At 70.9% G+C, this 20488-nt stretch carries 20 protein-coding genes; 8 read left to right on the top strand and 12 right to left on the bottom strand.

Annotated features, from left to right (window positions below):
- Positions 1 to 26 precede the first annotated feature (26 nt).
- Complete coding sequence (locus MRBLWH10_RS10990; RefSeq protein ID WP_341939885.1) at positions 27 to 842, top strand: SDR family oxidoreductase; 816 nt, start codon at positions 27 to 29, stop codon at positions 840 to 842.
- 147 nt (positions 843 to 989) lie between these two features.
- Positions 990 to 2366: a DUF222 domain-containing protein gene (locus MRBLWH10_RS10985; RefSeq protein ID WP_341939884.1), complete on the top strand. Its 1377-nt coding sequence runs from the start codon at positions 990 to 992 to the stop codon at positions 2364 to 2366.
- Positions 2367 to 2521: 155 nt separating this feature from the next.
- On the opposite strand, the gene MRBLWH10_RS10980 is transcribed toward MRBLWH10_RS10985, so the two are convergent.
- Complete coding sequence (locus MRBLWH10_RS10980; protein ID WP_341939883.1) at positions 2522 to 3172, bottom strand: HAD-IA family hydrolase; 651 nt, start codon at positions 3170 to 3172, stop codon at positions 2522 to 2524.
- Positions 3173 to 3256: 84 nt separating this feature from the next.
- On the opposite strand from MRBLWH10_RS10980, the gene MRBLWH10_RS10975 reads away from it, so the two are divergent.
- Positions 3257 to 3484 carry a hypothetical protein gene (locus tag MRBLWH10_RS10975; RefSeq protein WP_341939882.1) on the top strand — a complete coding sequence of 76 codons (228 nt, stop codon included), beginning with the start codon at positions 3257 to 3259 and terminating at the stop codon, positions 3482 to 3484.
- 7 nt (positions 3485 to 3491) lie between these two features.
- Here MRBLWH10_RS10975 and MRBLWH10_RS10970 read toward each other — a convergent pair whose 3' ends face one another.
- From MRBLWH10_RS10970 to MRBLWH10_RS10940, 7 genes are all read right to left on the bottom strand, one after another.
- A complete protein-coding gene (locus tag MRBLWH10_RS10970; protein ID WP_105677006.1) occupies positions 3492 to 4184 on the bottom strand; it encodes an ATP-binding cassette domain-containing protein in 693 nt (230 codons plus the stop codon).
- Positions 4181 to 5971: an ATP-binding cassette domain-containing protein gene (locus MRBLWH10_RS10965; RefSeq protein WP_341939881.1), complete on the bottom strand. Its 1791-nt coding sequence runs from the start codon at positions 5969 to 5971 to the stop codon at positions 4181 to 4183. Before MRBLWH10_RS10965 ends, MRBLWH10_RS10970 begins: the two co-directional genes overlap by 4 nt.
- Positions 5958 to 6818 carry a branched-chain amino acid ABC transporter permease gene (locus tag MRBLWH10_RS10960; protein WP_105677004.1) on the bottom strand — a complete coding sequence of 287 codons (861 nt, stop codon included), beginning with the start codon at positions 6816 to 6818 and terminating at the stop codon, positions 5958 to 5960. Before MRBLWH10_RS10960 ends, MRBLWH10_RS10965 begins: the two co-directional genes overlap by 14 nt.
- 251 nt (positions 6819 to 7069) lie before the next feature.
- Positions 7070 to 8239 carry an ABC transporter substrate-binding protein gene (locus tag MRBLWH10_RS10955; protein WP_341939880.1) on the bottom strand — a complete coding sequence of 390 codons (1170 nt, stop codon included), beginning with the start codon at positions 8237 to 8239 and terminating at the stop codon, positions 7070 to 7072.
- A gap of 44 nt (positions 8240 to 8283) precedes the next feature.
- Complete coding sequence (locus MRBLWH10_RS10950) at positions 8284 to 8673, bottom strand: nuclear transport factor 2 family protein (protein WP_341939879.1); 390 nt, start codon at positions 8671 to 8673, stop codon at positions 8284 to 8286.
- 15 nt (positions 8674 to 8688) lie between these two features.
- A complete protein-coding gene (locus MRBLWH10_RS10945) occupies positions 8689 to 9477 on the bottom strand; it encodes a MoaF C-terminal domain-containing protein (RefSeq protein ID WP_341939878.1) in 789 nt (262 codons plus the stop codon).
- A gap of 284 nt (positions 9478 to 9761) precedes the next feature.
- Complete coding sequence (locus MRBLWH10_RS10940) at positions 9762 to 10718, bottom strand: helix-turn-helix domain-containing protein (RefSeq protein ID WP_105676999.1); 957 nt, start codon at positions 10716 to 10718, stop codon at positions 9762 to 9764.
- 114 nt (positions 10719 to 10832) lie between these two features.
- Between MRBLWH10_RS10940 and MRBLWH10_RS10935 the strand changes: the two genes are divergently transcribed.
- A complete protein-coding gene (locus MRBLWH10_RS10935) occupies positions 10833 to 11951 on the top strand; it encodes a DUF998 domain-containing protein (protein ID WP_223586832.1) in 1119 nt (372 codons plus the stop codon).
- A gap of 36 nt (positions 11952 to 11987) precedes the next feature.
- Here the strand turns inward: MRBLWH10_RS10935 and MRBLWH10_RS10930 are convergent, their stop codons facing one another.
- Both MRBLWH10_RS10930 and MRBLWH10_RS10925 read right to left on the bottom strand, forming a co-directional pair.
- Positions 11988 to 13388, bottom strand: coding sequence for an MFS transporter (locus MRBLWH10_RS10930; RefSeq protein ID WP_341939877.1), 1401 nt, complete (start codon positions 13386 to 13388; stop codon positions 11988 to 11990).
- Positions 13389 to 13501: 113 nt separating this feature from the next.
- Complete coding sequence (locus MRBLWH10_RS10925) at positions 13502 to 14362, bottom strand: MurR/RpiR family transcriptional regulator (protein ID WP_341939876.1); 861 nt, start codon at positions 14360 to 14362, stop codon at positions 13502 to 13504.
- A 79-nt stretch (positions 14363 to 14441) separates the two neighbouring features.
- On the opposite strand from MRBLWH10_RS10925, the gene MRBLWH10_RS10920 reads away from it, so the two are divergent.
- Together MRBLWH10_RS10920 and murQ are read left to right on the top strand one after the other, a co-directional pair.
- Positions 14442 to 15341, top strand: coding sequence for a BadF/BadG/BcrA/BcrD ATPase family protein (locus MRBLWH10_RS10920; RefSeq protein ID WP_341939875.1), 900 nt, complete (start codon positions 14442 to 14444; stop codon positions 15339 to 15341).
- Positions 15331 to 16263, top strand: coding sequence for an N-acetylmuramic acid 6-phosphate etherase (gene murQ / locus MRBLWH10_RS10915; RefSeq protein ID WP_341939874.1), 933 nt, complete (start codon positions 15331 to 15333; stop codon positions 16261 to 16263). The genes MRBLWH10_RS10920 and murQ overlap by 11 nt, the downstream gene beginning before the upstream one ends.
- 30 nt (positions 16264 to 16293) lie before the next feature.
- Here murQ and MRBLWH10_RS10910 read toward each other — a convergent pair whose 3' ends face one another.
- Together MRBLWH10_RS10910 and MRBLWH10_RS10905 are read right to left on the bottom strand one after the other, a co-directional pair.
- Positions 16294 to 18270, bottom strand: a complete 1977-nt coding sequence (locus MRBLWH10_RS10910) for a primary-amine oxidase (protein WP_341939873.1) — start codon at positions 18268 to 18270, stop codon at positions 16294 to 16296.
- A gap of 303 nt (positions 18271 to 18573) precedes the next feature.
- Positions 18574 to 19158 carry a TetR/AcrR family transcriptional regulator gene (locus MRBLWH10_RS10905; protein WP_223586827.1) on the bottom strand — a complete coding sequence of 195 codons (585 nt, stop codon included), beginning with the start codon at positions 19156 to 19158 and terminating at the stop codon, positions 18574 to 18576.
- Between the two features lie 66 nt (positions 19159 to 19224).
- Here MRBLWH10_RS10905 and MRBLWH10_RS10900 point away from each other — a divergent pair, with 66 nt between their 5' ends.
- Together MRBLWH10_RS10900 and MRBLWH10_RS10895 are read left to right on the top strand one after the other, a co-directional pair.
- Complete coding sequence (locus tag MRBLWH10_RS10900) at positions 19225 to 19761, top strand: hypothetical protein (RefSeq protein WP_341939872.1); 537 nt, start codon at positions 19225 to 19227, stop codon at positions 19759 to 19761.
- Positions 19762 to 19817: 56 nt separating this feature from the next.
- Complete coding sequence (locus MRBLWH10_RS10895; protein WP_105677529.1) at positions 19818 to 20483, top strand: SDR family oxidoreductase; 666 nt, start codon at positions 19818 to 19820, stop codon at positions 20481 to 20483.
- The last annotated feature ends 5 nt before the right edge of the window (positions 20484 to 20488 follow it).

The following is a 20488-nucleotide window of genomic DNA, read 5'->3' as shown; positions in this document are numbered from 1 at the left end:
ACGCGCCAGACAGACAGGAGCAGCACATGGGACTCGTAGTCGGATCGACGGTCTCCGGACGCGTCGTCGTCATCACCGGAGGCGGCACGGGCATCGGAGCGGCCATCGCCGAGCGGTACGCGGCCGAGGGGGCGCACGTCGTCGTCGTCGGACGCCGGGCCGAGCCGTTGCAGGCGGTGGAGAAGGCGGTCGGCGCGCACGCGATCATCGCGGATGCCGCGGACACGGAGTCCGCCAAGGCCGCAGTGGCCGAGGTGCTGGCGACGTTCGGCCGCATCGACGTGCTGGTCGCGAACGCCGGAGGCCACGGCTTCTCACCGGTCGGCGACACCGATGACGCGGGGTGGGACGCCGCCATCCGCGCCAACCTCACGACGGCGTTCGTCATGGCGCGCGAGGCGCTGCCCGCACTGCTGGAGTCGAAGGGGCAGATCGTGATCGTCTCGTCGCTCGCCGGGCTCTTCGCGGGGCCGTCGGTGGCCGGGTACACGGTCGGCAAGCACGCGCTCATCGGCCTCACCCGTACGCTCGCGCGCGACTACGGCAAGCACGGCGTTCGTGTGAACGCGGTGTGCCCCGGGTGGGTGCAGACGCCGATGGCCGACGACGAGATGGACGAGTTCGCCACGCACGCCGGCCTCGGGTCGCGCGAGGAGGCCTACGCCACGGTGACCGCTGACGTGCCGCTGCGGCGCCCCGCGCGTCCGGCCGAGATCGCCTCGGTCGTGCGCTTCCTCGGATCGGGCGAGTCGTCGTACATCACAGGCGCCGTCATCGTCGCCGACGGCGGCTCGCACGTGGTGGACGTGCCGACGATCGCCTTCGACCGCGCCGGGATGTAGGGATCGCGGCGGGGTCGGGGATCGGCGCAACAGCCGGACGGGTTCCCCGTCATTGAGCGATCGTGTCTGACGGCTCTGTTCCGGAATATTGGCCTGAACAGCCGAAAACCGGCCTCGAATGTCGGTGGCCCTCGGTTGGATGGAGTCATGAGCAGCACCGCCGGCATCCTCGATCGGGTCGTCACCGACCTCGATCTGATGCTGGGTGCCGTCGGGTTCGGCGGGCTGTCCGCGACCGAGCGGATGGACGTGCTCAGAGGCGCAGGCGAGGCACTGCGGCGGCTCGAGGCGATCGTCGTCGAGACGGTCGCCGATGCCGATGCCCGAGAGCTGCCGGATGCGTTCGGATGCCGATCGTTGAACGAGCTCCTGCAGCGGGTGCTCCGCGTGGATGCCGCGACTGCGGCGCGCATGGTGAAGTCGGCATCCGCCCTGCGTCGAGAGCTGAGCCTGCTCACCGGGGAGCGCCTGCCTGCGCGGTGGCCTGCGCTGCGTGAGGCGATGCTCGACGGGGAGGTGGGCGTCGCCGGACTCCTCGCTGCGACCGGCCCGATGGAGCAGGCCGGGGATCGCATCGGCGCAGCCGACCGTCTGCGCGCCGATGCCGAGCTGGCAGATCAGGCGCGGGGCATCGTCAGGGAAGACGACGGCCGTACGACTGCGGTTCCGCCCGCCACTCCCGACGACCTGCGGCAGTACTCGCAGCTGATCGCGCTGTACCTCGACCCCGACGGCTCGACGCCGGTCGAGGCGCGCGCGTCGCAGCGGCGCTCCGTGGTCATCGGGCGGCTGCGCGACGGCGCCTATCCGATCCGCGGTGCTCTCCTGCCCGAGGTGTATGCGCAGCTGCAGCTGATCTTCGACGCCCAGCTCAATCCGAAGGTCGAAGGACCCGCCGATCTCGGCGTGATGTTCCGACCCTCCGAGGAGCTGACGGGAGATGCGCGTCCTGACGCGGAGCAGCGGGGCGACGCCGACTCGCGCACGCGGGCGCAGAAGCAGCACGATGCGCTGGCCGCCGCACTGGGCATCGCGGCTCGACACGACGACATGCCGTCGCTCGGCGGCGCGGCCCCCGCCCTCGTGGTGCACGTCGACGCGGCGCAGATCTCTGAACGCGAGAGCGGCGGATGGGCGACCATGCCCGGCGTCGAGGCGCCTGTTCCGGCATCCGTGGCGGTCCACACCGCGTGCTCAGGGGCTGTGCAGCGCGTGCTCTTCGACGAGGGCCGCATCGTCGGGATCAGTGCGACCGACCGCGTCTTCACGGCGACTCAGCGCCGCGCGATCGTGCTCCGCGACGGCGAGTGCCTGATCCCCGGATGCCACGTCCCCGCGTCGTGGTGCGAGATCCACCACGTCACCGAGCACGCGCGGCGGCCCGACCCACACCGACAACGGGGTGCCCCTGTGCTGGCATCACCACCGGACCCTGGATCGCTCCGGATGGGAGATCCGGATGTCGGAGGGTGTTCCGCAGATCAGGGTTCCCGGATGGTGGGATCCGAGTCGCGAGTGGCGTGAGCAGCGCCGACCGAGACGCGCTCTCATCGCGGTCGCCTGAGCAGGCGGTGTCCGTTCGGCGACGCCGGGTGCAGGTTGGCGGGCGCAGGGCGGGAGCCGCGCACTCGGGCCCGACACGCCGGCGTCCCGATGCAGCGCTCGGTCGATGCCTGACCTCAGCCGACGTGCAGCTCGAACCCACCGTCGACGGCGACCACGGCCACCTGGGTGAGGTCGGCGACGTGGTATTCGGGGGAGTGGGAGGTCGCGTGGGCGCCGACGCCGATCACGCGCATTCCCGCGGCGTGGGCGGCCTGGATGCCTGCCCCCGAGTCCTCGAAGACGACGCAGTCGGCCGGATCGATGCCGAGGAGTTCCGCGCCGAGCAGGAAGCCCTCGGGGTCGGGCTTCGACCTCGACACGTTCTCCGCCGTGACGGTGAGCGCGGGCACGGTGAGCCCTGCCTCGCCCATGCGGGCGTTCATCAGTCGCACGTCGGCCGACGTCACGATCGCGTGCGGGAACGGGAGGAGGTCGGCGAGGAGCACGTCGGCTCCCTCGATCGCCACGACGCCGTCGACGTCGCTCGCCTCGTTGGCGAGCATCTCCCGGTTCTCCTGGAGGTTGATCTCGTGGTCGCGCTCGGGGAGCATGATCGCCATGCTCTGGTGCCCCTGACGGCCGTGCACGACGCTGAGCACCGTGGCGGGGTCGATGCCGTGGGGCGCCGCCCAGGCGAGCCAGAGCCGCTCGACCACCGCGGTCGAGTCGACGAGGGTCCCGTCCATGTCGAGGAGGGCGGCGCGGACGTGGACGATCTCGGTCATGCTCCCAGGCTAGTGCCGCCGCATCCGTCCTTCCTGGGCGCGGACGGGTCGGGTAGCGTCGACGGGAAAGACCGAGGGGGCAGGATGCGGAGAACGCGCAGGGGGATGCTGATCACCGGGGGTGTGCTGCTCGTCGGGCTCGCGCTCGCATGGTTCGCGGTGCGCAACCACGAGGCGATCCACACGCTCGTCGGCATGGACACCGTGCTGGGGTGGATCACGCACGGCGCCGCTCTGCTGATCCTGGCCGGCGGAGTCGCCCTCCTCGCCGGAGGCGTCTTCGGGAGCGCCCCTCAGGACGACCCCGAATGACGGCCGGTCAGCCGCCGAGGTAGGCGCGATGCAGCAGTTCGGGGTCGCCCTTGAGCTGCTCAGACGTCCCCTGGAACGAGACCTGACCGCCCGCGACGACCACGGCCTCACGAGCCAGCCCGAGTGCGAGCTGCGTGAACTGCTCCACGAGCAGCACGCCGACCCCGGACTCGGCGATCGACTTCACGATCGGCATGAGCCGCATGAACACGACGGGCGCGAGCCCCAATGACATCTCGTCGATGAGCAGGATGCGTGGTTTCGCGGCGAACGCGCGCGCGAGCACGACCATCTGCTGTTCGCCGCCGGACAGCAGGGCCGTGGGGGAGTCGATGCGCTTCTCCAGTTCGGGGAACTGCTCGAGCGCGGCATCCAGCTCCGCCGGGGTCCTCGCGGTGAGCGAGATGTTCTCCCGCACGGTGAGCGAGGGGAACACGGCCCGTCCCTGCTCGATGTGCACGATCCCGCGCCGCGCCCTGGCGACCCGTGACAGCTTGTCGATCGGGTCGCCGTCCAGCGTCAGCGACCCGGCGGAGTGCGGGGTCACGCCTGACACCGACTCGATCAGGCTCGTCTTGCCCGCGCCGTTCGGTCCCACGAGCGCCAGCACCTCTCCGCCGCGCACGGTGAGCGACACGTCGGAGATCACCGGCCCGGCGCCGCGGCTGACGGTCACACCGTCCAGGACGAGTTCGCTCATGACAGCAGCTCCGTCTCTCCCATGTACGCCTTGACGACGTCGGGGTTCGCCAGCACCTCGGCCTGGGGGCCGCTCGCCAGCACCTTGCCGAAGTCGAGCACCGTGAGCATCGGGCACACCGAGCGCACGAGGTCGAGGTCGTGCTCGATGATGATCAGCGCCACGCCGTAGCGCGACGGCAGCTCCCGCAGGCGGGCGGCGAGAGCCAGGTGCTCCTCGTGAGACAGCCCCGCGGCCGGCTCGTCGAGGATCAGCAGCCGAGGGCGCGAGATCACGTTCGCCGCGACCTCCACCAGCCGCCGGGTGCCGACGTCGACGCTCGACAGGCGGGCGCGGGCGGGCGGGCACCCGAAGAACTCGAGGACCTCGTCGATGTCGGATGCCGCGAGCCGCCGCCGCGCGACGAACCGCACGTAGGCGCCCACGGTGAGCGCGGGCGGCACGCGGTCCTGCTGGAACGTGCGCCGCAGTCCCAGCCGGGCCCGCCGCGTGGGGGAGAGTCCGGCGAGATCGCGGTCGCCCAGCAGCACACGGCCGCCGTGCTTCGGCAGGAACCCGCTGATCGCATCGACGAACGTCGACTTGCCCGCGCCGTTCGGCCCGATGAGCCCCATGATCGATGCGGCGGGCACCTGGAACGACACGTCGTCGAGCGCCTTCAGGGCGCCGAACTGCACGGTGAGCCCCTCCACGGTGAGCACGGGGGCGCCGTCGAGCGCGGCCTCGTCCACCGTCGCGGTGGTGGTCGTCGTGATGGCCGCGGCGTCGGCGGGAGCATCCGGGGGCAGCGCTGTCAGCGCCGCGCTCGCGGTCCTGCGGTCGGCGCGGCGCCAGAACACGTCGCGCACGGTCTGACCGAGGTTCGTCCCGCCGGTCAGCGCCTGCACCCCGAGCACGCCGAAGACGACGAAGCCCCAGTTCTGGTCGATGCCCCAGCGCTTGAGCAGCTCGGGCACGAGGACCCAGAGGATGCCGCCGAGGATGGCCATGTCGATGAGGTGCGCGCCCGACATGATCGCAAGGACGTACAGGGCCAGTGACTGCAAGGGCGTGAAGCTCGATGCGAACGGCAGCTGCACCTGTCCGGCGAGCAGGCCACCCGCGATGCCGCCGAGGGCGGCGGAGACGGCGAAGGCGGTGAGCTTGGCGACCTGCACGCTCTGCCCGGCCGCGGCGGTTCCGCGCTCGGAGAAGGCGACGGCCTTCCACGACGAGCCCCAGCGTCCGCGCTGCAGGAAGAACACCCCGAGCGCGCAGACCGCGAGAACCACGATCGACAGGAAGAAGAACTGCCGGTCGTTGGAGAACAGCTCCGGCCGCTCGATCGACGTGCCGTCCACCGAGCCGGGGAACTGGATCTGCACGAGCGTGACGTCGGCGGCTGCCGCGAACCCGAGGGTGACGACGGCGAGGTTGACGCCGCGCAGGCGCAGAGCGGGAAGCCCCACGAGGACGCCGACGAGCCCTGCGGCGACGCCGCCGAGCACGAGCCAGACGATGAAGCCTCCGGGGGCCTGCATCACGTTCAGCAGCGAGACGATCCACGCGCCCACGGCGGCGAAGGTCAGCTGGCACAGGGCGATCATCCCGGCGGAGCCGGTGACGATGCCGAGGCCGAGGATCGCGATGGCGGCGACGACGGCGCTGATCGCGAGGAACACGAAGTAGCCGGGAAGGGCGGCGCTGAGGATCGCGCCCACCCCCACGGCGATGGCGGCGATCGCGAACGGCCAGACGGCCTTGACGACGCGGTTGTCGGACAGGGGCGAGCGGTCAGCGAGCGGCATCCCACACCTCCTTGCGCTGGGTCCACAGGAGCAGGACCACGATGAACAGGAACGGAAGGAAGTTGCGCACCAGCGCGACCTCGTCGATCTGCGCGACGAGACCGCCGAGCACGCCGAGCACGATGCCGCCGACGACGGCGAGGTCGAGCCGCCGGAAGCCGCCGAGGAGCGCCGCGGCGGCCGCGGGGACGATGAGCATCGACAGCCCGGTGGCGTCGCTGGACTGGGTCGGAGCGACGATGATGATCGCGATCGCGCTGATCACCCCGGTCACGAACCACACCGAGATCGACAGCGGACGCGAGCGGATGCCGAGCAGCTCGGCCGTGGTCGGCCGCTCGGACAGAGCCCGCAGTTGCGTGCCGACCCTGGTGCGGCGGAGGATGATCCGCACGACCACGGCGGTGACGATGGCCATCAGCACGGTGGCGACGGTGACCTGGCTGACGACGACGCCCCCGAAGGAGAAGGCGGGGCCCGCGATGATCGGAGTGAAGGGCTGCGGCTTGTTGCCGAACAGGATGAACGACAGCGAGATCAGCAGGAGCAGCGGACCGACGGTCATCGCCGAGCGGGTCGTCGTCGAGGCCTCGGAGAGCCAGGTCGCGGCGATCCAGCCGATCGCCGCGGCGAGGAGCCCCGCGACGAGGATGCCGAGCACGGAGCCGAGCCAGATCGGCAGCCCGAGGCTGCTCACGAACCACACGGCCGTGAACGCGCCGAACATCCCGGTCGCGGCCTGGGCGAAGTTGACGACCCGCACGAGGCGGCTCATCAGCGTCAGGCATACGCCGAGGACGGCGTAGAGTCCGCCGGCGGCGAGACCGGCTATGGCGCCTTGCAGCATGAGGCGTCCTTTCTGATCTGAGGGGGGAGGGGAACTCGAGCGTCGAGCGGGGAGGGCCCCGGTCGTTGAGCGAGCGAGATCCCCGGTCGTTGAGCGAGCGAAGCGAGACGAAACGCCGCGACGGACGTTCGGCGCCGGATGAGGCGTTTCGTCTCGGTCGCTCCGCTCCCTCGCTCAACGACCGGGTGGTGCCGTTCGCTCAGCGACCGGGGCGGTGATGCCCTTCTCGCTCAACGACCGGGGGAGGCGGACTACTCGCCGATGCGCAGCCAGTCGTCGGCGACCTTCTCCCAGGCGTTGGTGCCGGACTTCAGGATGATCGGCCAGCCGGCGGTGTTCTGCGTGCCGAACGCGTAGGGCGTGCCCACCATCGGATTGTCGATCGCCTTCATGTCCTGCAGCGCCGTGCTGACGCTCTCCCGCGTGATGTCGCCCTTGATCGACTTCAACACCTCGATGAAGTACGTCGCCGCGAGATAGCCGCCCTGGCTGAACGACGTGAGCGGGATGTCGTTCTTCTCCATCAGCGCTCGCCAGTCCTTGTTGATGTCGTTGTCGTCGGTGAACGGGTAGAACTCGGCGGGCACGTAGATGCCGGCGCCGGCGTTGTCGACCGCCTTCGCGAAGTTCTCGCTGTAGACGCTCGTCAGGTAGAGCCAGGTCACGTCATCCCAGCCCTGCGCGTTCGCGGCCTTGACCTGGCCGATCGCGTCGGGCTCGACCGGGTTGATCGCGAGGGCCTTGCAGCCCTGCTCGCGCGCCTTGACGATGTAGGGCGTGTAGTCGGATGCTCCGTACGGCACGGTGTCGTCGACGTACTTCGGCTTCTTGCCGGTGATCTCGGTCCACTTGTCGATCGCGGCCTGGTAGGTCGGGCGCGTGGAACCGGCGATCTCGAGCAGGACGCAGATGTCGTCGAGCCCCAGGACCTCGGAGCCGTACTGCAGCGTCAGGGTCATGTCATTGAACGGGCCGACGTTGGCCGGGGAGATGTTCTTGCTGTCGAAGCATCCCGTGTCGACGCCGATGCCGGGGATGGAGAGGATGCTCTCCTGCTCGTAGTACTTGGCGTTGATCTCGCACTCGATGAGGCTCGCCGAGCCGACCAGCGCGACGGCGCCGTCGCTGCCGACGAGCTCGCGGGCCGAGGCGGTGGCCGTGGCGGGGTCGCCCTTGTCGTCGAGCGCCTTGTAGTCGATCTTCTGGCCGTTCAGGCCCCCGGCCTCGTTGAAGGCGTCGAAGACGGCGGCCGCCGCCTGCGAGGCCTCGGGGAAGGTCGCCGGTCCGCTGATCGTGTTGACGGAGCCGACGACGATCGAACCGCCCCCGCCTCCGCCCGATCCGCCGTCGTCGGCGCAGCCGGACAGGATGAGGGCTGCCACGGCGATAAGGGCCGCAGTGCCTGCTACTCGCTTGTTCATGTGCTTCCTTGCCTCTCGATTTCGGGTGTTGCTGTGCCGACGGCTCAGCCGCGCAGGGCGCGATTGACCAGTTCGGTGTCGGTGAACTGCTCGAAGGCGGTGACCCTGCCGTCGGTCAGCCGCCACACGTGGGCGACCCTGGCGGCGAAGAAGCGCCCGGTCAGCGTGTAGGTGCCGGAGTAGGTGCCGATGCCGACGACCACGTCGCCGCCGTCGACGACCTCGTCGATCGCGACCGTGTAGTCGTCCCACTCCTCCTGGATCCGCTGGAAGACGCCGGCGGCGACCGCGTCGGGGCCGATGTAGGTGCCGGCGTAGGGGAACCCCGCCGCCTCGGTCCACTGCACCTCGTCGGCGAGGGGGGCGAGCATCCCGTCGAGATCGCCGCGGTCGCTCGCGGCGTAGTGCTCGCGGATGATGTCTGCGTTGCTCATGTGCGCGCTCCTCGATCAGACGGGCTGGGCGTCGGGATAGGCGACGGAGCCGAGGGGATAGATGTGGCCGCCGCCGCGGGAGTGCTCGGCGTCCCCGTCTCCGTTGAGGCCGAGGAAGATGCCGGTGGTCATGAGCTGGTATCCGAGATCGTGCAGCCAGACGCTGGCGACGGCGATGCGGAACTCGCGGAAGCAGAACAGGTACAGTCCGTCGGCGAACTTCCAGACGGTCGAGAGATCCATGTCTCCGTGGCCGCGCTGCACGCCCTCCAAGCACTGCCAGGCGTAGCGCTGGCTGGAGACGTAGACGTGCTCGTACAGGTGGTGCGGGCTGTACCGGTAGACGTTGCGCTTGCCGATGAGGTCGCGGCTCGGACCGGGTATCTCGCCCGTCGGATCCCCGCCGTCGACGGTCGCGGCCCAGAACTCCTGGCCGACCTGCGGCTCGCCGGGGAGAGCCTCGGCGGCGATGCGGGAGCGGACGACCGTCGCCCTGCGGGTCGAGGTCGAGTAGACGACGGTGATCGCCTCGCGCTCGCGGCTCTCCAGCGGGATGTTGACGAACACGACGTCGTCGCGCACCGCGACCGCGTCGTACGGGTCGGTCCCCGCGGCGTCGAACCCGGTCCACGTCGCGGCCACGGAATCGAACACGAGCGAGAAGGCCGAGCCGTCGTCGAGGGTGAGCGCCACCGCGGTTCCCGCGAGGGACACGTTCGGCAGGCGGAAGGTGTCGATGCCCGCGGCGAACTCGTCGTAGGTGCGCCACTCGTCGAGTGCCGGGTCGGTGGAGATGTCGGTCATGGAGGTCCTGACGTCGCACACGGCGGAGCATCCTCGCTCCGGGCACCGCAGCTTCGCGGTGCGCTTGCCTCATGCTCGATCCGGGCGCCTCATCCGCTCAAGGCGCGCGCGACCATCGCGCGCCGAGAGTCAACCGGCGTGCCCTCCGGGGCAAGTGCAGGATGCGGGGCGACGGCTCTCACCCGCGCACCGATGCGAGCAGCGGCGCGCCACGACGACGACGGCACGGGCGCGCTGGGCGGCGAGAGGATGCCGGTCGCCGCGCAGCGGCCGTCGGCGAGCCGTCAGTGCGCGGCGCGGTACTCGCTGGGCGAGATGCCGAAGGCCGTCTTGAACGCGCGGCTGAAGTGCGCGGCGTCGACGAACCCCCAGCGCGCGGCGATCGCCGCGACCGGACGGTCGGCGAGCATGGGGTCGAGCAGATCCCTGCGGCACTGCTCGAGGCGTCGCGTGCGGATCCAGGTCGACACCGTGACGCCCTGCTCCTGGAAGAGCCCGTGCAGGTGCCTGGTCGAGATGTAGTGCGCCGATGCGATCGAGGCGGGCCCGAGGTCGGTCGAGGCGAGGTTGCGGTCGATGTAGGAGCGGATGCGCTGCACGAGCGCGCGGTGCGGATCGGCGGAGACCTCGTCGAGACCGAGCTCGCGGGTGAAGACGGTGGACACGAGGTCGAGAGCGCTGTGCGCGAGGCGGGCGCCGGTGGTCCCCGCGAGCTGGTCGAGATTGCCGGCGAGCTGGGTCAGGTAGGGCACGACCATGCCGCCGAGCCCCTCCTGACCGGAGATGCGCACGGCCGTCAGCTGTCCGATCATCTCCGGCGGCAGGCTGATCAGATGCTTCGGGAACATCACGACCATGGTGCGGAAGTCCTCGTCGAACACGAGGGAGTACGGGCGGTCGGTGTCGTACACGGCGAGGTCGCCGGGGCGCAGCACGGCCTCCCGGTCGTCCTGGATGAGCAGGCCGGTGCCGGCGAGCATCAGGCTCAGCTTGAAGTAGGAGCGATCTCCGCGGGCGATGAGCTCGGGGGTGCGCTCGACCACGTGCGACGTCGCGCGCAGGTCCGTCACGTGCACTTCGTCGACGGAGGCCGCGCGGATCATGCCGCGGAAGTGGTCTGCTCCGCTGCTGGAGACCTGCAGGGGGACGAAGGACTCCGACACCGCGGCGCGGAACTCGCTGATGTTGCGCGCGACGAGAGTCGACACCGATTCGGCGGAAGCCGTGGGTGCACCGTTCATGAAAGATCACCTCGGGTGGTGGAACGACGACGTTGTATACGATCCGTTCCGTGATGTTATCACCGACTGCGCCCGCCCCGCGCGGCTTCTAGGATGTGGAGCGGAGGGCGGAGCATGAAGAGGATCGGCGAGCAGGCCATGCGGGTGCTGCGACAGCTGCGGGGGCCGGACACATCCGATTCCGTGTTCGAGGCGACGGCGCTGATCGTCGGGACGCTGTTCCTCGTGCTGGGGTTCGTCATCGCCTTCCCGGTGTTCTTCGGGCACGAGCTCGCGATCAGCGGATCCGGCTCGATCGGCGGCTTCGCCGCGTACGGCGGGGCTCTCACCGCCGTGCTCGCGTTCGTCCTCGGACGGGTCGCCGTGCGTCCGGTCGAGATCGCGGAGGATGCCGTGCGCGACGGCTTCAGCGTGCCGGGGGACCGGCTGCGCTGGTACGACCTCGCGGCGATCGCCTTCGCGCACGCGGCGATCGCGTATCTCGGCTGGCTCGGCATCGCGAAGCTGCTCGAGCTCAGCTTCATCGGCGCGCCCGTGTTCGCCTTCCCCGGCGCGATCCTCGTCAGCGTCGCGTTCGCGCTCACCGCCTACGTGAGCTTCCTCAGCGCGGTGGCCCTCACCCCGATGGTGCTCTCGCTGGTGCTCGCGGTGTTCCTGGTGGTCGGGGCGTTCGCCGCGATGCTCGCCTCGAGCGACGAGAACTGGTGGCGCGACAACCTCTCCGCCCTGGGCATGAGCACCAACAGCGCGTCGATCGCGTTCAACGCGACGCTGATCATCGCCGGCGTCATGATCACCACGATCTCCCGCTACGCGACGGCCGGGCTGCCGGTCGACGACGAGAAGGATCGGCGGGGTCGCTTCCTGGTGCGCGGCGGGCTGATCCTCATGGGCGTCTTCCTCGCCTGCGTCGGGATCTTCCCCGTCGACGAGTTCTTCCTGCTGCACAACACCGTCGCGACCGGCATGGCCGTCGTCTTCGCCGTGGTCGTGGTGGGCCTGCCCTGGTTCCTGCGGACGATCCCCCGCGTCTTCGTGCTGTTCGGGTGGGCGTACGTGCTCGTGATCGCCGTGCTCGGGGCGTTCTTCGCCGTCGGCTACTACAACCTCACGGCCGTCGAGCTGATCGCCGCCGTCCTGATCTTCAGCTGGATCATCGTCTTCCTGCGGACCGCTGGGTCCGTCGTCGGCAGCACGGCGGGCGACCCGGTCCCGGTCACCGCAGAGGGGTGACCGAGGCCGGGCCGCCCGGTTCGTCGTCGCGCTGACTCAGCCGCGGCGTGCGCGGAGGCCGAGGACGGCGGCGAGGAGGCCGACCGCGGCGATCACGGCCGCGCCGACGAACGCCGCGCTGTAGCCGGCGGCATCCCCGCCGTCGACGCTCGCGCCGGCGCTCACCGCGGTGAGCACGGCGAGCCCGACCGCGGAGCCGATCTGGTAGCTCGTGTTGACGAGGCCGGACGCGACGCCCGCCTCTTCCGGCGGCGCGCTCGCGATCGCCGTGCTCAGCGACGGAACGAAAGCGAGCGCCATGCCGGATGCGGCGACCAGGGACGCGGGCAGCACGTGGGCCACGTACACGCCGTCGGAGGGAGCGAGCGCCAGCCAGCCGACGCCGACGCCCAGCAGGACGAAGCCGGATGCCACCATGGTCCGCGTGCTCAGCCGCGCCGACAGGCGAGGGGCGACCAGAGTCATGCCGATCACGATCAGCACCGTCATCGGCACGAGCGCCGCGCCCGCGGCGAACGCCGATGCGCCGAGCACGTTCTGCAGGTACAGGTTCAGGAAGAACCACATCGGGATCCAGGAGGCGCCCAGCAGGAGCTGGGCGATGTTGGCGCCGGCCAACTGGGGCAGACGCAGCATCCCGAGGCGCAGCAGCGGCTCGGCGGCGCGAGCCTGCCGGGCGACGAACAGCCCGAGGAGCAGGATGCCCGCGCCCAGCGATCCGGTGGCCTCGATGCTCAGCCACCCGATCTCCGGCGCCCGCACGACGCCGTACACGACGAGGGCGAGGCCCGCCGTGCCCGCGATCGCGCCGAGGAGGTCGACGCGACCCGTCGCTCGCACGCCGCGAGGGAACGCGATCGGTGTGAGAGCAAGGATCGCGATCGCGATCGGCACGGTGATGTAGAAGACCCAGGGCCAGCCGAGGTACTCGGTGAGCAGTCCGCCGAGGAAGACTCCGGCCGTGCCGCCGATCGGGGCGGCCGCGCCGTAGACGGCGAATGCGCGGGGGAGCTGTGGCGTCCCGCCGAACAGCGTCATGAGCAGCGTCAGCGCGGCGGGCGCGATCAGCGCGGCCCCGGCGCCCTGCACGGCGCGGGCGGCGATCTCGACACCGGCGTCTCCGGCGAGGCCGGCGGCGAGGGAGCCCGCGAGCAGCACCGCCCACCCGATGGTGAACATGCGTCGCGCCCCGAAGAGGTCGGAGAGCCTCCCGCCGAGCAGCAGCAGTCCGCCGAAGGCGATCACGTAGGCGTTGAAGACCCACGACAGGGCCTCCTGCGCGAATCCGACGTCGCGGGCGATGTCGCTGAGCGCGACGCCGATGATCGACGTGTCCATGATGACGACGAACTGGGCGGCGGCGATGAGCGCCAGTCCCAGTCCGCGGCGGGGGGCTCTCGGGAGCGGGGCGGCTCCGGCGTTCTGTGTCGTGGACACGGGATTCCTCTCGATCGGGACGCCGACGGCCGGCATCCTCTGAAAGGACTCAATGGAATACCCCCCTAGGGTATTCCCGACGGCATGCGAAAGCGTCGTCCGAGGGGGCGGGGTCACTCGGCGCGCAGCTCGCGGGTGGCGTCGGCCGTGCGCTGCAGGGCGTGCACGGAGTGCGCGTGTCGCCGCTGCGCGACGCCGACGAACACCGCGTCGACGAGGGCGAGCTGCGCGATGCGGCTCACCATGGCGCCCGCGCGGAAGCGCGACTCCCTGGCGTGCGTGAAGAGGGTGTGATCCGCCCCACGGGCGAGAGGGGAGTCGGGGGCGCCGGTGATGCCGATCGTGGCGGTGCCGTTGTCGCGGGCGGTCTGCAGGAAGCGCACGGTCTCCAGCGTGGTGCCCGAGTTCGAGAAGCCGATCGCGACCGACTTCGTGGCGCTGAGCGCGGCGGCGGCGCTCGCCTCGTGCGAGTCCGAGAGCACGATCGCCGATCGGCCGATCCGCAGCAGCTTGTGGCCCAGATCGTCGGCGGCGAGGCGGCTGGCGCCGATGCCGAAGAGGAGGATCCTGTCGGCATCGTCGATCGCGTCGACCGCGGATGCGAGCACGTCGTAGTCCAGGTTGCCGACGGTCTCCTCGATCGCCAGGAGCTCGAGGGCGGCGATCTTCGCGGTCGCCTCGCGCAGGGTGTCGCCGGCGGAGATCTCCGAGCCGAAGCCCGTGGGCATGCTGAACTGGGCGGACTCCCTGCCGAGCTCCGTCGCGAGTGACACGCGGAGCGCCGCGTAGCCGCTGACGCCGATGGCGCGGCAGAAGCGCACGACCGATGCGACCGAGGTGTCACACGCGGCGGCGAGCTCGTTGATCGTGAGGTCGACGACGATCGACGGGTTGTCGCTCACGGCGCGGGCGATGCGCGCGAGGGAGGGTGGCAGCGTCTCGGTGGCCGTGGCTATCGTGGTCTGGATGCTCATGCCGCCCTCTCGGTCGTGGCGGACCTCTCCGCGTTGAATAATTGTTTCACGCCCTCGCGACTATGCGTAGACTATTTTCATGACTTCGCCCGCCCCCGCATTCGCCGTCGACCTCGGCAAGACCCGGTGCCGGGTCGTGCGCGTCGTCGATCGGGAGCGAGTGCGTCACGACGGTGTCGGCGCCCCGGGCCTGGCCGCCCCGCACGGAGCGGACGCCGCCTTCGATGCGATCGTATCGCTGCTCGCGCGATTCGAGGGCCCGATCGGACCCCTAGGAGTGGGGGCTGCGGGTGCCTGGGCGGCTCCGCAGGCGGCATCCGCTCTGGCTCGACGACTGGCGCGGCAGACGGGGGCGCCGGTCGTCGTCGCCTCCGACGTCGTGACCGCGCATGCGGGCGCTCTGGACGGAGCCGAGGGCACCCTGCTCATCGCGGGAACGGGCGCCGCCGCACTCGGAGCGGATGCCGACGGCGTGCGCCTCGTCGACGGCTGGGGTCCTGAGCTCGGCGACTTCGGCAGCGGCTCCTGGTTGGGACGGGAGGCGCTGCGCGCGGTGGTGCGCGCGTCCTCGGGCCTGGGTCCTGCGACCGTGCTGACCGCCGCCGTCGAGACCGTGGTGGGCCCCGCGTCGGCCGTCCCGTCGTGGATCGGCCGCGATGAGCCCCTGGCCAGACGGCTCGCACAGCTGGCGCCGCTCGTCCTGGAGTCCGCCGAGCGCGGCGACGACGTCGCCCTCGCGATCGCCGACGAGGCGGTCAGGCTGCTCACCGCCACGACCGTTGCCGCCTCCCGCACGGCGAATGCGGCCCTGCACGGCGGCCTCACCGACCACGGATGGTTCCGCGCCCGGCTCACCTCGTCCCTCGACTCCGCCGACCGCACCGTCGTCGCCTCCGCGGGCGACGCCATCGACGGAGCGCTGATGCTCGCGCTCCGCACCGACCTCCCCCACGAAAGGTTCGCGCACCGTGCCGAATGACGACCGTCTGACCGAGCTCCTCGACGAGCTCTCGCGCCTCGACACCGAGGCCTCGACGACCGAGCGCGGCGACCTCGACCTGCTCGGCTCCGTCGAGCTCGTGCGCGCGATGAGCGCGGAGGACCGCAGGGTCCCCGAGGCTGTCGCCGATCGCGCCGAGGAGATCGCCGCAGCCGTCGACGGCATCACCGCGCGGTTCCGCCGCGGCGGGCGTCTGATCTACATCGGCGCGGGAACCGCCGGCCGCGTCGGCGTGCTCGACGCGAGCGAGTGCCCGCCGACGTTCGGCACCGACCCGTCGATGGTCGTCGGACTGATCGCGGGAGGCGAGACGGCGATCCGCTCCGCCGTCGAGAACGCCGAGGACGATCAGGATGCCGCCGAGCTGTCGCTGCGCGACCTGGCCCTGACCGCAGACGACACGGTCGTCGGGATCTCGGCTTCCGGTCGCACCCCGTACGTGGTCGGAGGACTGCGCTTCGCCCGCGGCATCGGTGCGCTGACGGTCGCGATCGCCTCGAACGCGCACTCCGCGATCGGTGCGGAGGCCGAGATCGCGATCGAGGTCGTCACCGGCCCCGAGTTCATCTCCGGCTCGACGCGTCTGAAGTCGGGGACCGCGCAGAAGCTCGTCGTGAACATGCTCACGACCCTGTCGATGATCAAGCTCGGCAAGACCTACCGAGGGGTCATGGTCGACCTCCTCGCCACGAACGAGAAGCTCCGCGCGCGCTCCATCCGCACCGTGATGCAGCTCGCCGGCGTCGAGGCCGAGGAGGCCGCCGTCGCGCTGTCCGCCGCTTCGGGTTCGGTCAAGCTCGCACTCCTCATGCTGGCGACGGGCGCTCAGGCGGATGCCGCGGCATCCGCCCTGGAGAGCGCCGACGGCATCCTGCGCGAGGCGATCGCCGCACTGAGCTGACGCGCGCCTCGTCTCGAGGTGCGCGTCAGCTCAGTGGCCGCAGGTGCAGGCGGCGCCTCCGCCGCAGCATCCTGCGTCTGCGGTTCCATGCGCCTGGGACGACTCCGGCACGTCCATCGCGGGGTTCTGGTCGAGGAAGCCGTAGGGCTTGAACCAGAAGCCGGCGTAGTCGACGGGCATGATGGGCCAGTCCTCCGGGCGCGGGAAGTGCGTGAGCCCGAAGGTGTGCCACAGCACGATGTCCTCGCCGTCGATCGACCGGTCGTCTGCGGTGTACTCGGGGAGGCCTGCACCGCCCTGGTGGGCGTTCGGGTAGCGTCCGGCGGGCCAGATCTGGCCTGGTTCGTGCTTCGTCGCCCACAGATGCTTGGTCGCGAAGGCCGCGCGGGCCGCCACGGAGGATGCGGGGTCGGCCATCAGCAGGGCGGTCGGCTCGGGGATCAGGTGGTACGCGGTGGGGCGGCCCACGGCGTTCGTGCGCGAGGCGCTCTGGATCTCCCACACCCGGGCGACCGAGGTGTCGGCCTCGCGCTGCGCCTGCTTCTCGGTGACGAGCGGGGTCTCCGACCAGCTGAAGGCGTTGCCGAACGGGTTCTCCGGTCCCATGGGCACGCGCTGCGCGTCGACCTCCACGAGGCGGTTGTCCTCGCCGTCGATCGCCACGTCGAGACGCGCGCTGAACAGGTGCTGGTGCACCGGTGCGAAGACGCCGGGGGCGAGCTCGGTCGCGTGCCTCTGCCGCACGCCCGGTTCTCCCGCGCCGACGAAGACGATGCCCGTGGCCTTGGCCGTGACCTCGATCGAGCCGTCGAGGTAGAAGTGCCAGTAGAAGCCGTAGTCGTAGTTGCCGATCGTGGAGAAGTACGACACCACGAAGCGGCGCGAGCGGCGCACGTCGGCGCGACCGGCCAGATCGGTGTGCTTCCAGAGGATGCCGTAGTCCTCCTCGTGCATGCAGACGACGTTGGGGATGCGCACGGGGTGCCCGTGGTCGTCGGCGACGTACCCGTCGAGGTAGCGGATGACGCCGAGGCAGTCGCATCCGAGCTCCAGGTGGTTGGCGTTCTTGCCGAGGAGGTACTCGCCCGCGTCGAAGTAGCTGATCCAGAAGCGTCCGGGCGCGGTGTCGCCGTAGGGGACGACCATCTCGGGCACGCTCGCACGGCTGAGCACGGAGCGACCGTCGAAGCTCACGTCGTGCAGCACGAGACCCTCGCGGGCGTTGAAGCTCACGCGCATGGACCAGTTCTCCCACTCGACCAGGGAGCCCGACACGGAGAAGCTCGGGCCCTCGGGCTGCGTGATCTCGATGGGCTTGAGGGTCGTGCGGGCCTCGCCCTGCACCTCGGGGTAGTAGTTGCCGTGGCCGGCGGGCACCGGCACATCGCCCACGTCCTCGACGCGGATCACGCTGTTCGCCGTCAGGTCGATGTGCACGATCAGACCCTCGACAGGGTGTGCCCACGGCGAGTCGTCCTCGTCGTACTTCAGGAAGGTGAGGGAGCGGATGACGCGGCGACCCACCTCGTCGGCGCGCCCCGTGTATCCGGGGGCGAGGGGACCGCAGAACGCGAGCTCCATGTGGTCTTCGAGGCCGCGCCGCCGCATCGCGGCCTGCCACTCGGGCGAGGCCTTGGCGATCGCCTCCGCGCGCTCGTACTCCTCGAACAGGTACTGTGGCTGGCCGTAGGGCGGCGCGTCGTTCGGCACGCGCTCGGCGCTCACGACCTCACCGCGCGTGATCGAGACGACGACCTCTGTCGCGACGCCCGTGGCGGTGTCGAGCAGGGTGGCATCGACGCGACGGTCGATGGGGGCGCCCGGCGTCCACGCGGCGAGCTCGGCCTTGGTCGGCTCGTCGGGGAGGAGCATCGGCACGCGGACGGTGTCGCCCATGAGGCCTGCGGACTCGAGCACCGCCCTGGCGGCGGCGATCTCGGCGCCCGTGAGCGGGTCGAGGGGATGCGGCGCGGCGATCTTGTCGATGGTGACGGGCTGGTGGGACATCGGCGTACCTCACTATTTCGAGCGATTGCTCAATAAACGGGTTTCGACGATGGTACGACGGCTCAGGGCCTGCGCACAAGCCTTTCGAGCGCGTGAGGGGTCGCGTATCGCCGCATCGCGGGCGGAGGATCCGACGACGTGTGGCTCCTCACCCTCCGGACCGGGTGTGAATGCGGGTGTGAGTGCGGGTGCGGCGTGGGTGGGGGTGCGTGGCGGGGGCGTGGGGTGCGTTGCGCGGGCGGGGTGTGCGGCGCGGGTGTGTGGCGCGGGTGGGGTGCGGGGGTGGGGGTGTGCTGCGGAGCGTCAGGCGCGCCAGGGGGAGAGGATGCCGTCGAGCACGGCGGCGTGGGCCGCGGCATCCTGCGGCTCGGTGACCTCGACGACCTGCTGGCCGTAGGTGATCGAGCGCAGCAGTGCCATGACGGCATCCGTCGGTGTCTCCGTGCGGAGTTCGCCCGCGGCCACGGCTTCGTCGAGGGCGTCGCGGATGCTGCTCTGCCAGGTCGCGAGGGTGGGTGCGGCGGCATCCGGAGTCGGCGCGAGCGTCGCGAGGCGTCCCCAGAATCCGACGACGACGCGCGCCTCGCTGCGGGTGCGCTCGTCGAGGGGGAGCACCTCGCCCATGAGTGCCTCCAGTCGCGCGAGCCCGTGCAGTCCTGCCGTGGCCGCGGCGATGCGCTCGTCGGTGCGGCGGGTGACCTCCGCGGCGGCGGCGCGGATGACGTCGTCGAATCCGTCGAAGTAGTGCCACAGCGAGCCGGTGGCGACGCCGAGCTCCTTCGCGACGGCGCGCGACGACACGCTCTCGTGCCCGTCGCGGGCGGCCACCGCGAGCAGCGCCTCGGCGATCTGCCGGCGGCGCTCATCATGGTCGACGACGCGGGGCACCTGCCCATCCTGCCGCATCCGAAGTGAGTCTGGCTATTTTGAGCGCTCGATCAATATAATGCGGGGGTGGATCCCATTCTGCCCGCAGCACCGTGGCTGATGGCACTGGCGGCGCTGGTGTCGGCGGTCGCCTGCGTCGCGGCCTGGCGCGCGGTGCCCTGGCAGGGGCGGCAGTCCGCCCTCGTCATGGCGGCGGCGATGCTCGTCGTCGCGGCGGGCGGCGGCGACGCGGCACGGGGACTCCTCCTCGGCGCCGTCCTACTGCTCTCGGCCATGCTCGGGACGATCGGCGTGCGGGGGACGCCCGCTGCGGCGGCCTGCTGCCACCGCGCCCTGGTGTCTCTCGTCATGGCGGTCTGCGCGTTCCAGAGCGCCTCGGCCGGCTCGTCGAGCGACGCCGTCGCGACCTCGGGGCATGCAGGGCACGGCCTGAACGGGGTCCTCTCGATCATCGGGATCGTGGGCGTCGTCGGCGTCGTGCTGTGGACGGTCGTCGCCGAGTGGTTCGTCGAGCCCGTGCACGAGGGGCGCGCGGCGACGTTGCTGACGATCGAATCGTGGGCGATGGCCGCGGGCGTCGCCGTCATGTGCCTCGGCTTCTGAACCGGCGACGGGGCCCGCGATTCCCGGTCACGGCGCGGATTCGGTAGCGTGGCCGGATGCCCCTCGCCCTCATCACCGGCGCCGCCCGCGCGAACAGCATCGCGGCCGGCATCGTCCCCCGTCTCCGCGCCGCCGGCTGGACGGTCGTCACGAGCGACCTGACCGATGCCGACGTGCCCGCCGACCTCTCGACGCCCGAGGGGCCCGAGCAGCTGATCGCCGAGGTGAACCGTCGATACGGCGCGATCACGGCCCTCATCCTCAGCCACGCGCACGACGTCGAGTCCGGCATCCTCGACACGACGGCCGAGAGCTTCGACCTGCACGTCGCCGTGAACGCCCGCGCGAGCCTGCTGATGATCGCCGCGTTCGCCCGCCAGGCGGGAGAGGGCGGCGGAGTGATCGTCGCGCTCACGAGCGATCACGTCACCGGCAACCTGCCCTACGGGGCCTCGAAGGGGGCCCTCGATCGGCTCGTGATCTCGGCCGCGCGCGAGCTGGGGCCGAAGGGCATCTCGGCGAACGTGCTCAACCCCGGTCCGATCGACACGGGCTGGATGGATGACGAGACCCGCACGGCCCTCGGCGGGATGACTCCGCTGGGCCGGCTCGGACGCCCCGCCGATGTAGCCGCGACCGTGGAGTTCCTCGTGTCGGACGAGGGCCGCTGGATCTCCGGTCAGCTGCTCAAGTCCGACGGGGCCTTCTCAGCCGAGTTCTGAGGCCG

Origin of the sequence: Microbacterium sp. LWH10-1.2 (assembly GCF_038397765.1) — a bacterium.
In the GTDB taxonomy this organism is placed as follows: Bacteria; Actinomycetota; Actinomycetes; order Actinomycetales; family Microbacteriaceae; genus Microbacterium; species Microbacterium natoriense.
This window is presented reverse-complemented; position numbering and strand designations above follow the sequence as displayed.

Bases quoted from the DNA above. Each gene is read 5' to 3' on its own strand.
- MRBLWH10_RS10990 (WP_341939885.1), top strand. From the start codon at position 27: ATGGGACTCGTAGTCGGATCGACGGTCTCCGGACGCGTCGTCGTCATC.
- MRBLWH10_RS10985 (WP_341939884.1), top strand. From the start codon at position 990: ATGAGCAGCACCGCCGGCATCCTCGATCGGGTCGTCACCGACCTCGAT.
- MRBLWH10_RS10980 (WP_341939883.1), bottom strand. From the start codon at position 3,172: ATGACCGAGATCGTCCACGTCCGCGCCGCCCTCCTCGACATGGACGGG.
- MRBLWH10_RS10975 (WP_341939882.1), top strand. From the start codon at position 3,257: ATGCGGAGAACGCGCAGGGGGATGCTGATCACCGGGGGTGTGCTGCTC.
- MRBLWH10_RS10970 (WP_105677006.1), bottom strand. From the start codon at position 4,184: ATGAGCGAACTCGTCCTGGACGGTGTGACCGTCAGCCGCGGCGCCGGG.
- MRBLWH10_RS10965 (WP_341939881.1), bottom strand. From the start codon at position 5,971: ATGCCGCTCGCTGACCGCTCGCCCCTGTCCGACAACCGCGTCGTCAAG.
- MRBLWH10_RS10960 (WP_105677004.1), bottom strand. From the start codon at position 6,818: ATGCTGCAAGGCGCCATAGCCGGTCTCGCCGCCGGCGGACTCTACGCC.
- MRBLWH10_RS10955 (WP_341939880.1), bottom strand. From the start codon at position 8,239: ATGAACAAGCGAGTAGCAGGCACTGCGGCCCTTATCGCCGTGGCAGCC.
- MRBLWH10_RS10950 (WP_341939879.1), bottom strand. From the start codon at position 8,673: ATGAGCAACGCAGACATCATCCGCGAGCACTACGCCGCGAGCGACCGC.
- MRBLWH10_RS10945 (WP_341939878.1), bottom strand. From the start codon at position 9,477: ATGACCGACATCTCCACCGACCCGGCACTCGACGAGTGGCGCACCTAC.
- MRBLWH10_RS10940 (WP_105676999.1), bottom strand. From the start codon at position 10,718: ATGAACGGTGCACCCACGGCTTCCGCCGAATCGGTGTCGACTCTCGTC.
- MRBLWH10_RS10935 (WP_223586832.1), top strand. From the start codon at position 10,833: ATGAAGAGGATCGGCGAGCAGGCCATGCGGGTGCTGCGACAGCTGCGG.
- MRBLWH10_RS10925 (WP_341939876.1), bottom strand. From the start codon at position 14,362: ATGAGCATCCAGACCACGATAGCCACGGCCACCGAGACGCTGCCACCC.
- MRBLWH10_RS10920 (WP_341939875.1), top strand. From the start codon at position 14,442: ATGACTTCGCCCGCCCCCGCATTCGCCGTCGACCTCGGCAAGACCCGG.
- MRBLWH10_RS10910 (WP_341939873.1), bottom strand. From the start codon at position 18,270: ATGTCCCACCAGCCCGTCACCATCGACAAGATCGCCGCGCCGCATCCC.
- MRBLWH10_RS10895 (WP_105677529.1), top strand. From the start codon at position 19,818: ATGCCCCTCGCCCTCATCACCGGCGCCGCCCGCGCGAACAGCATCGCG.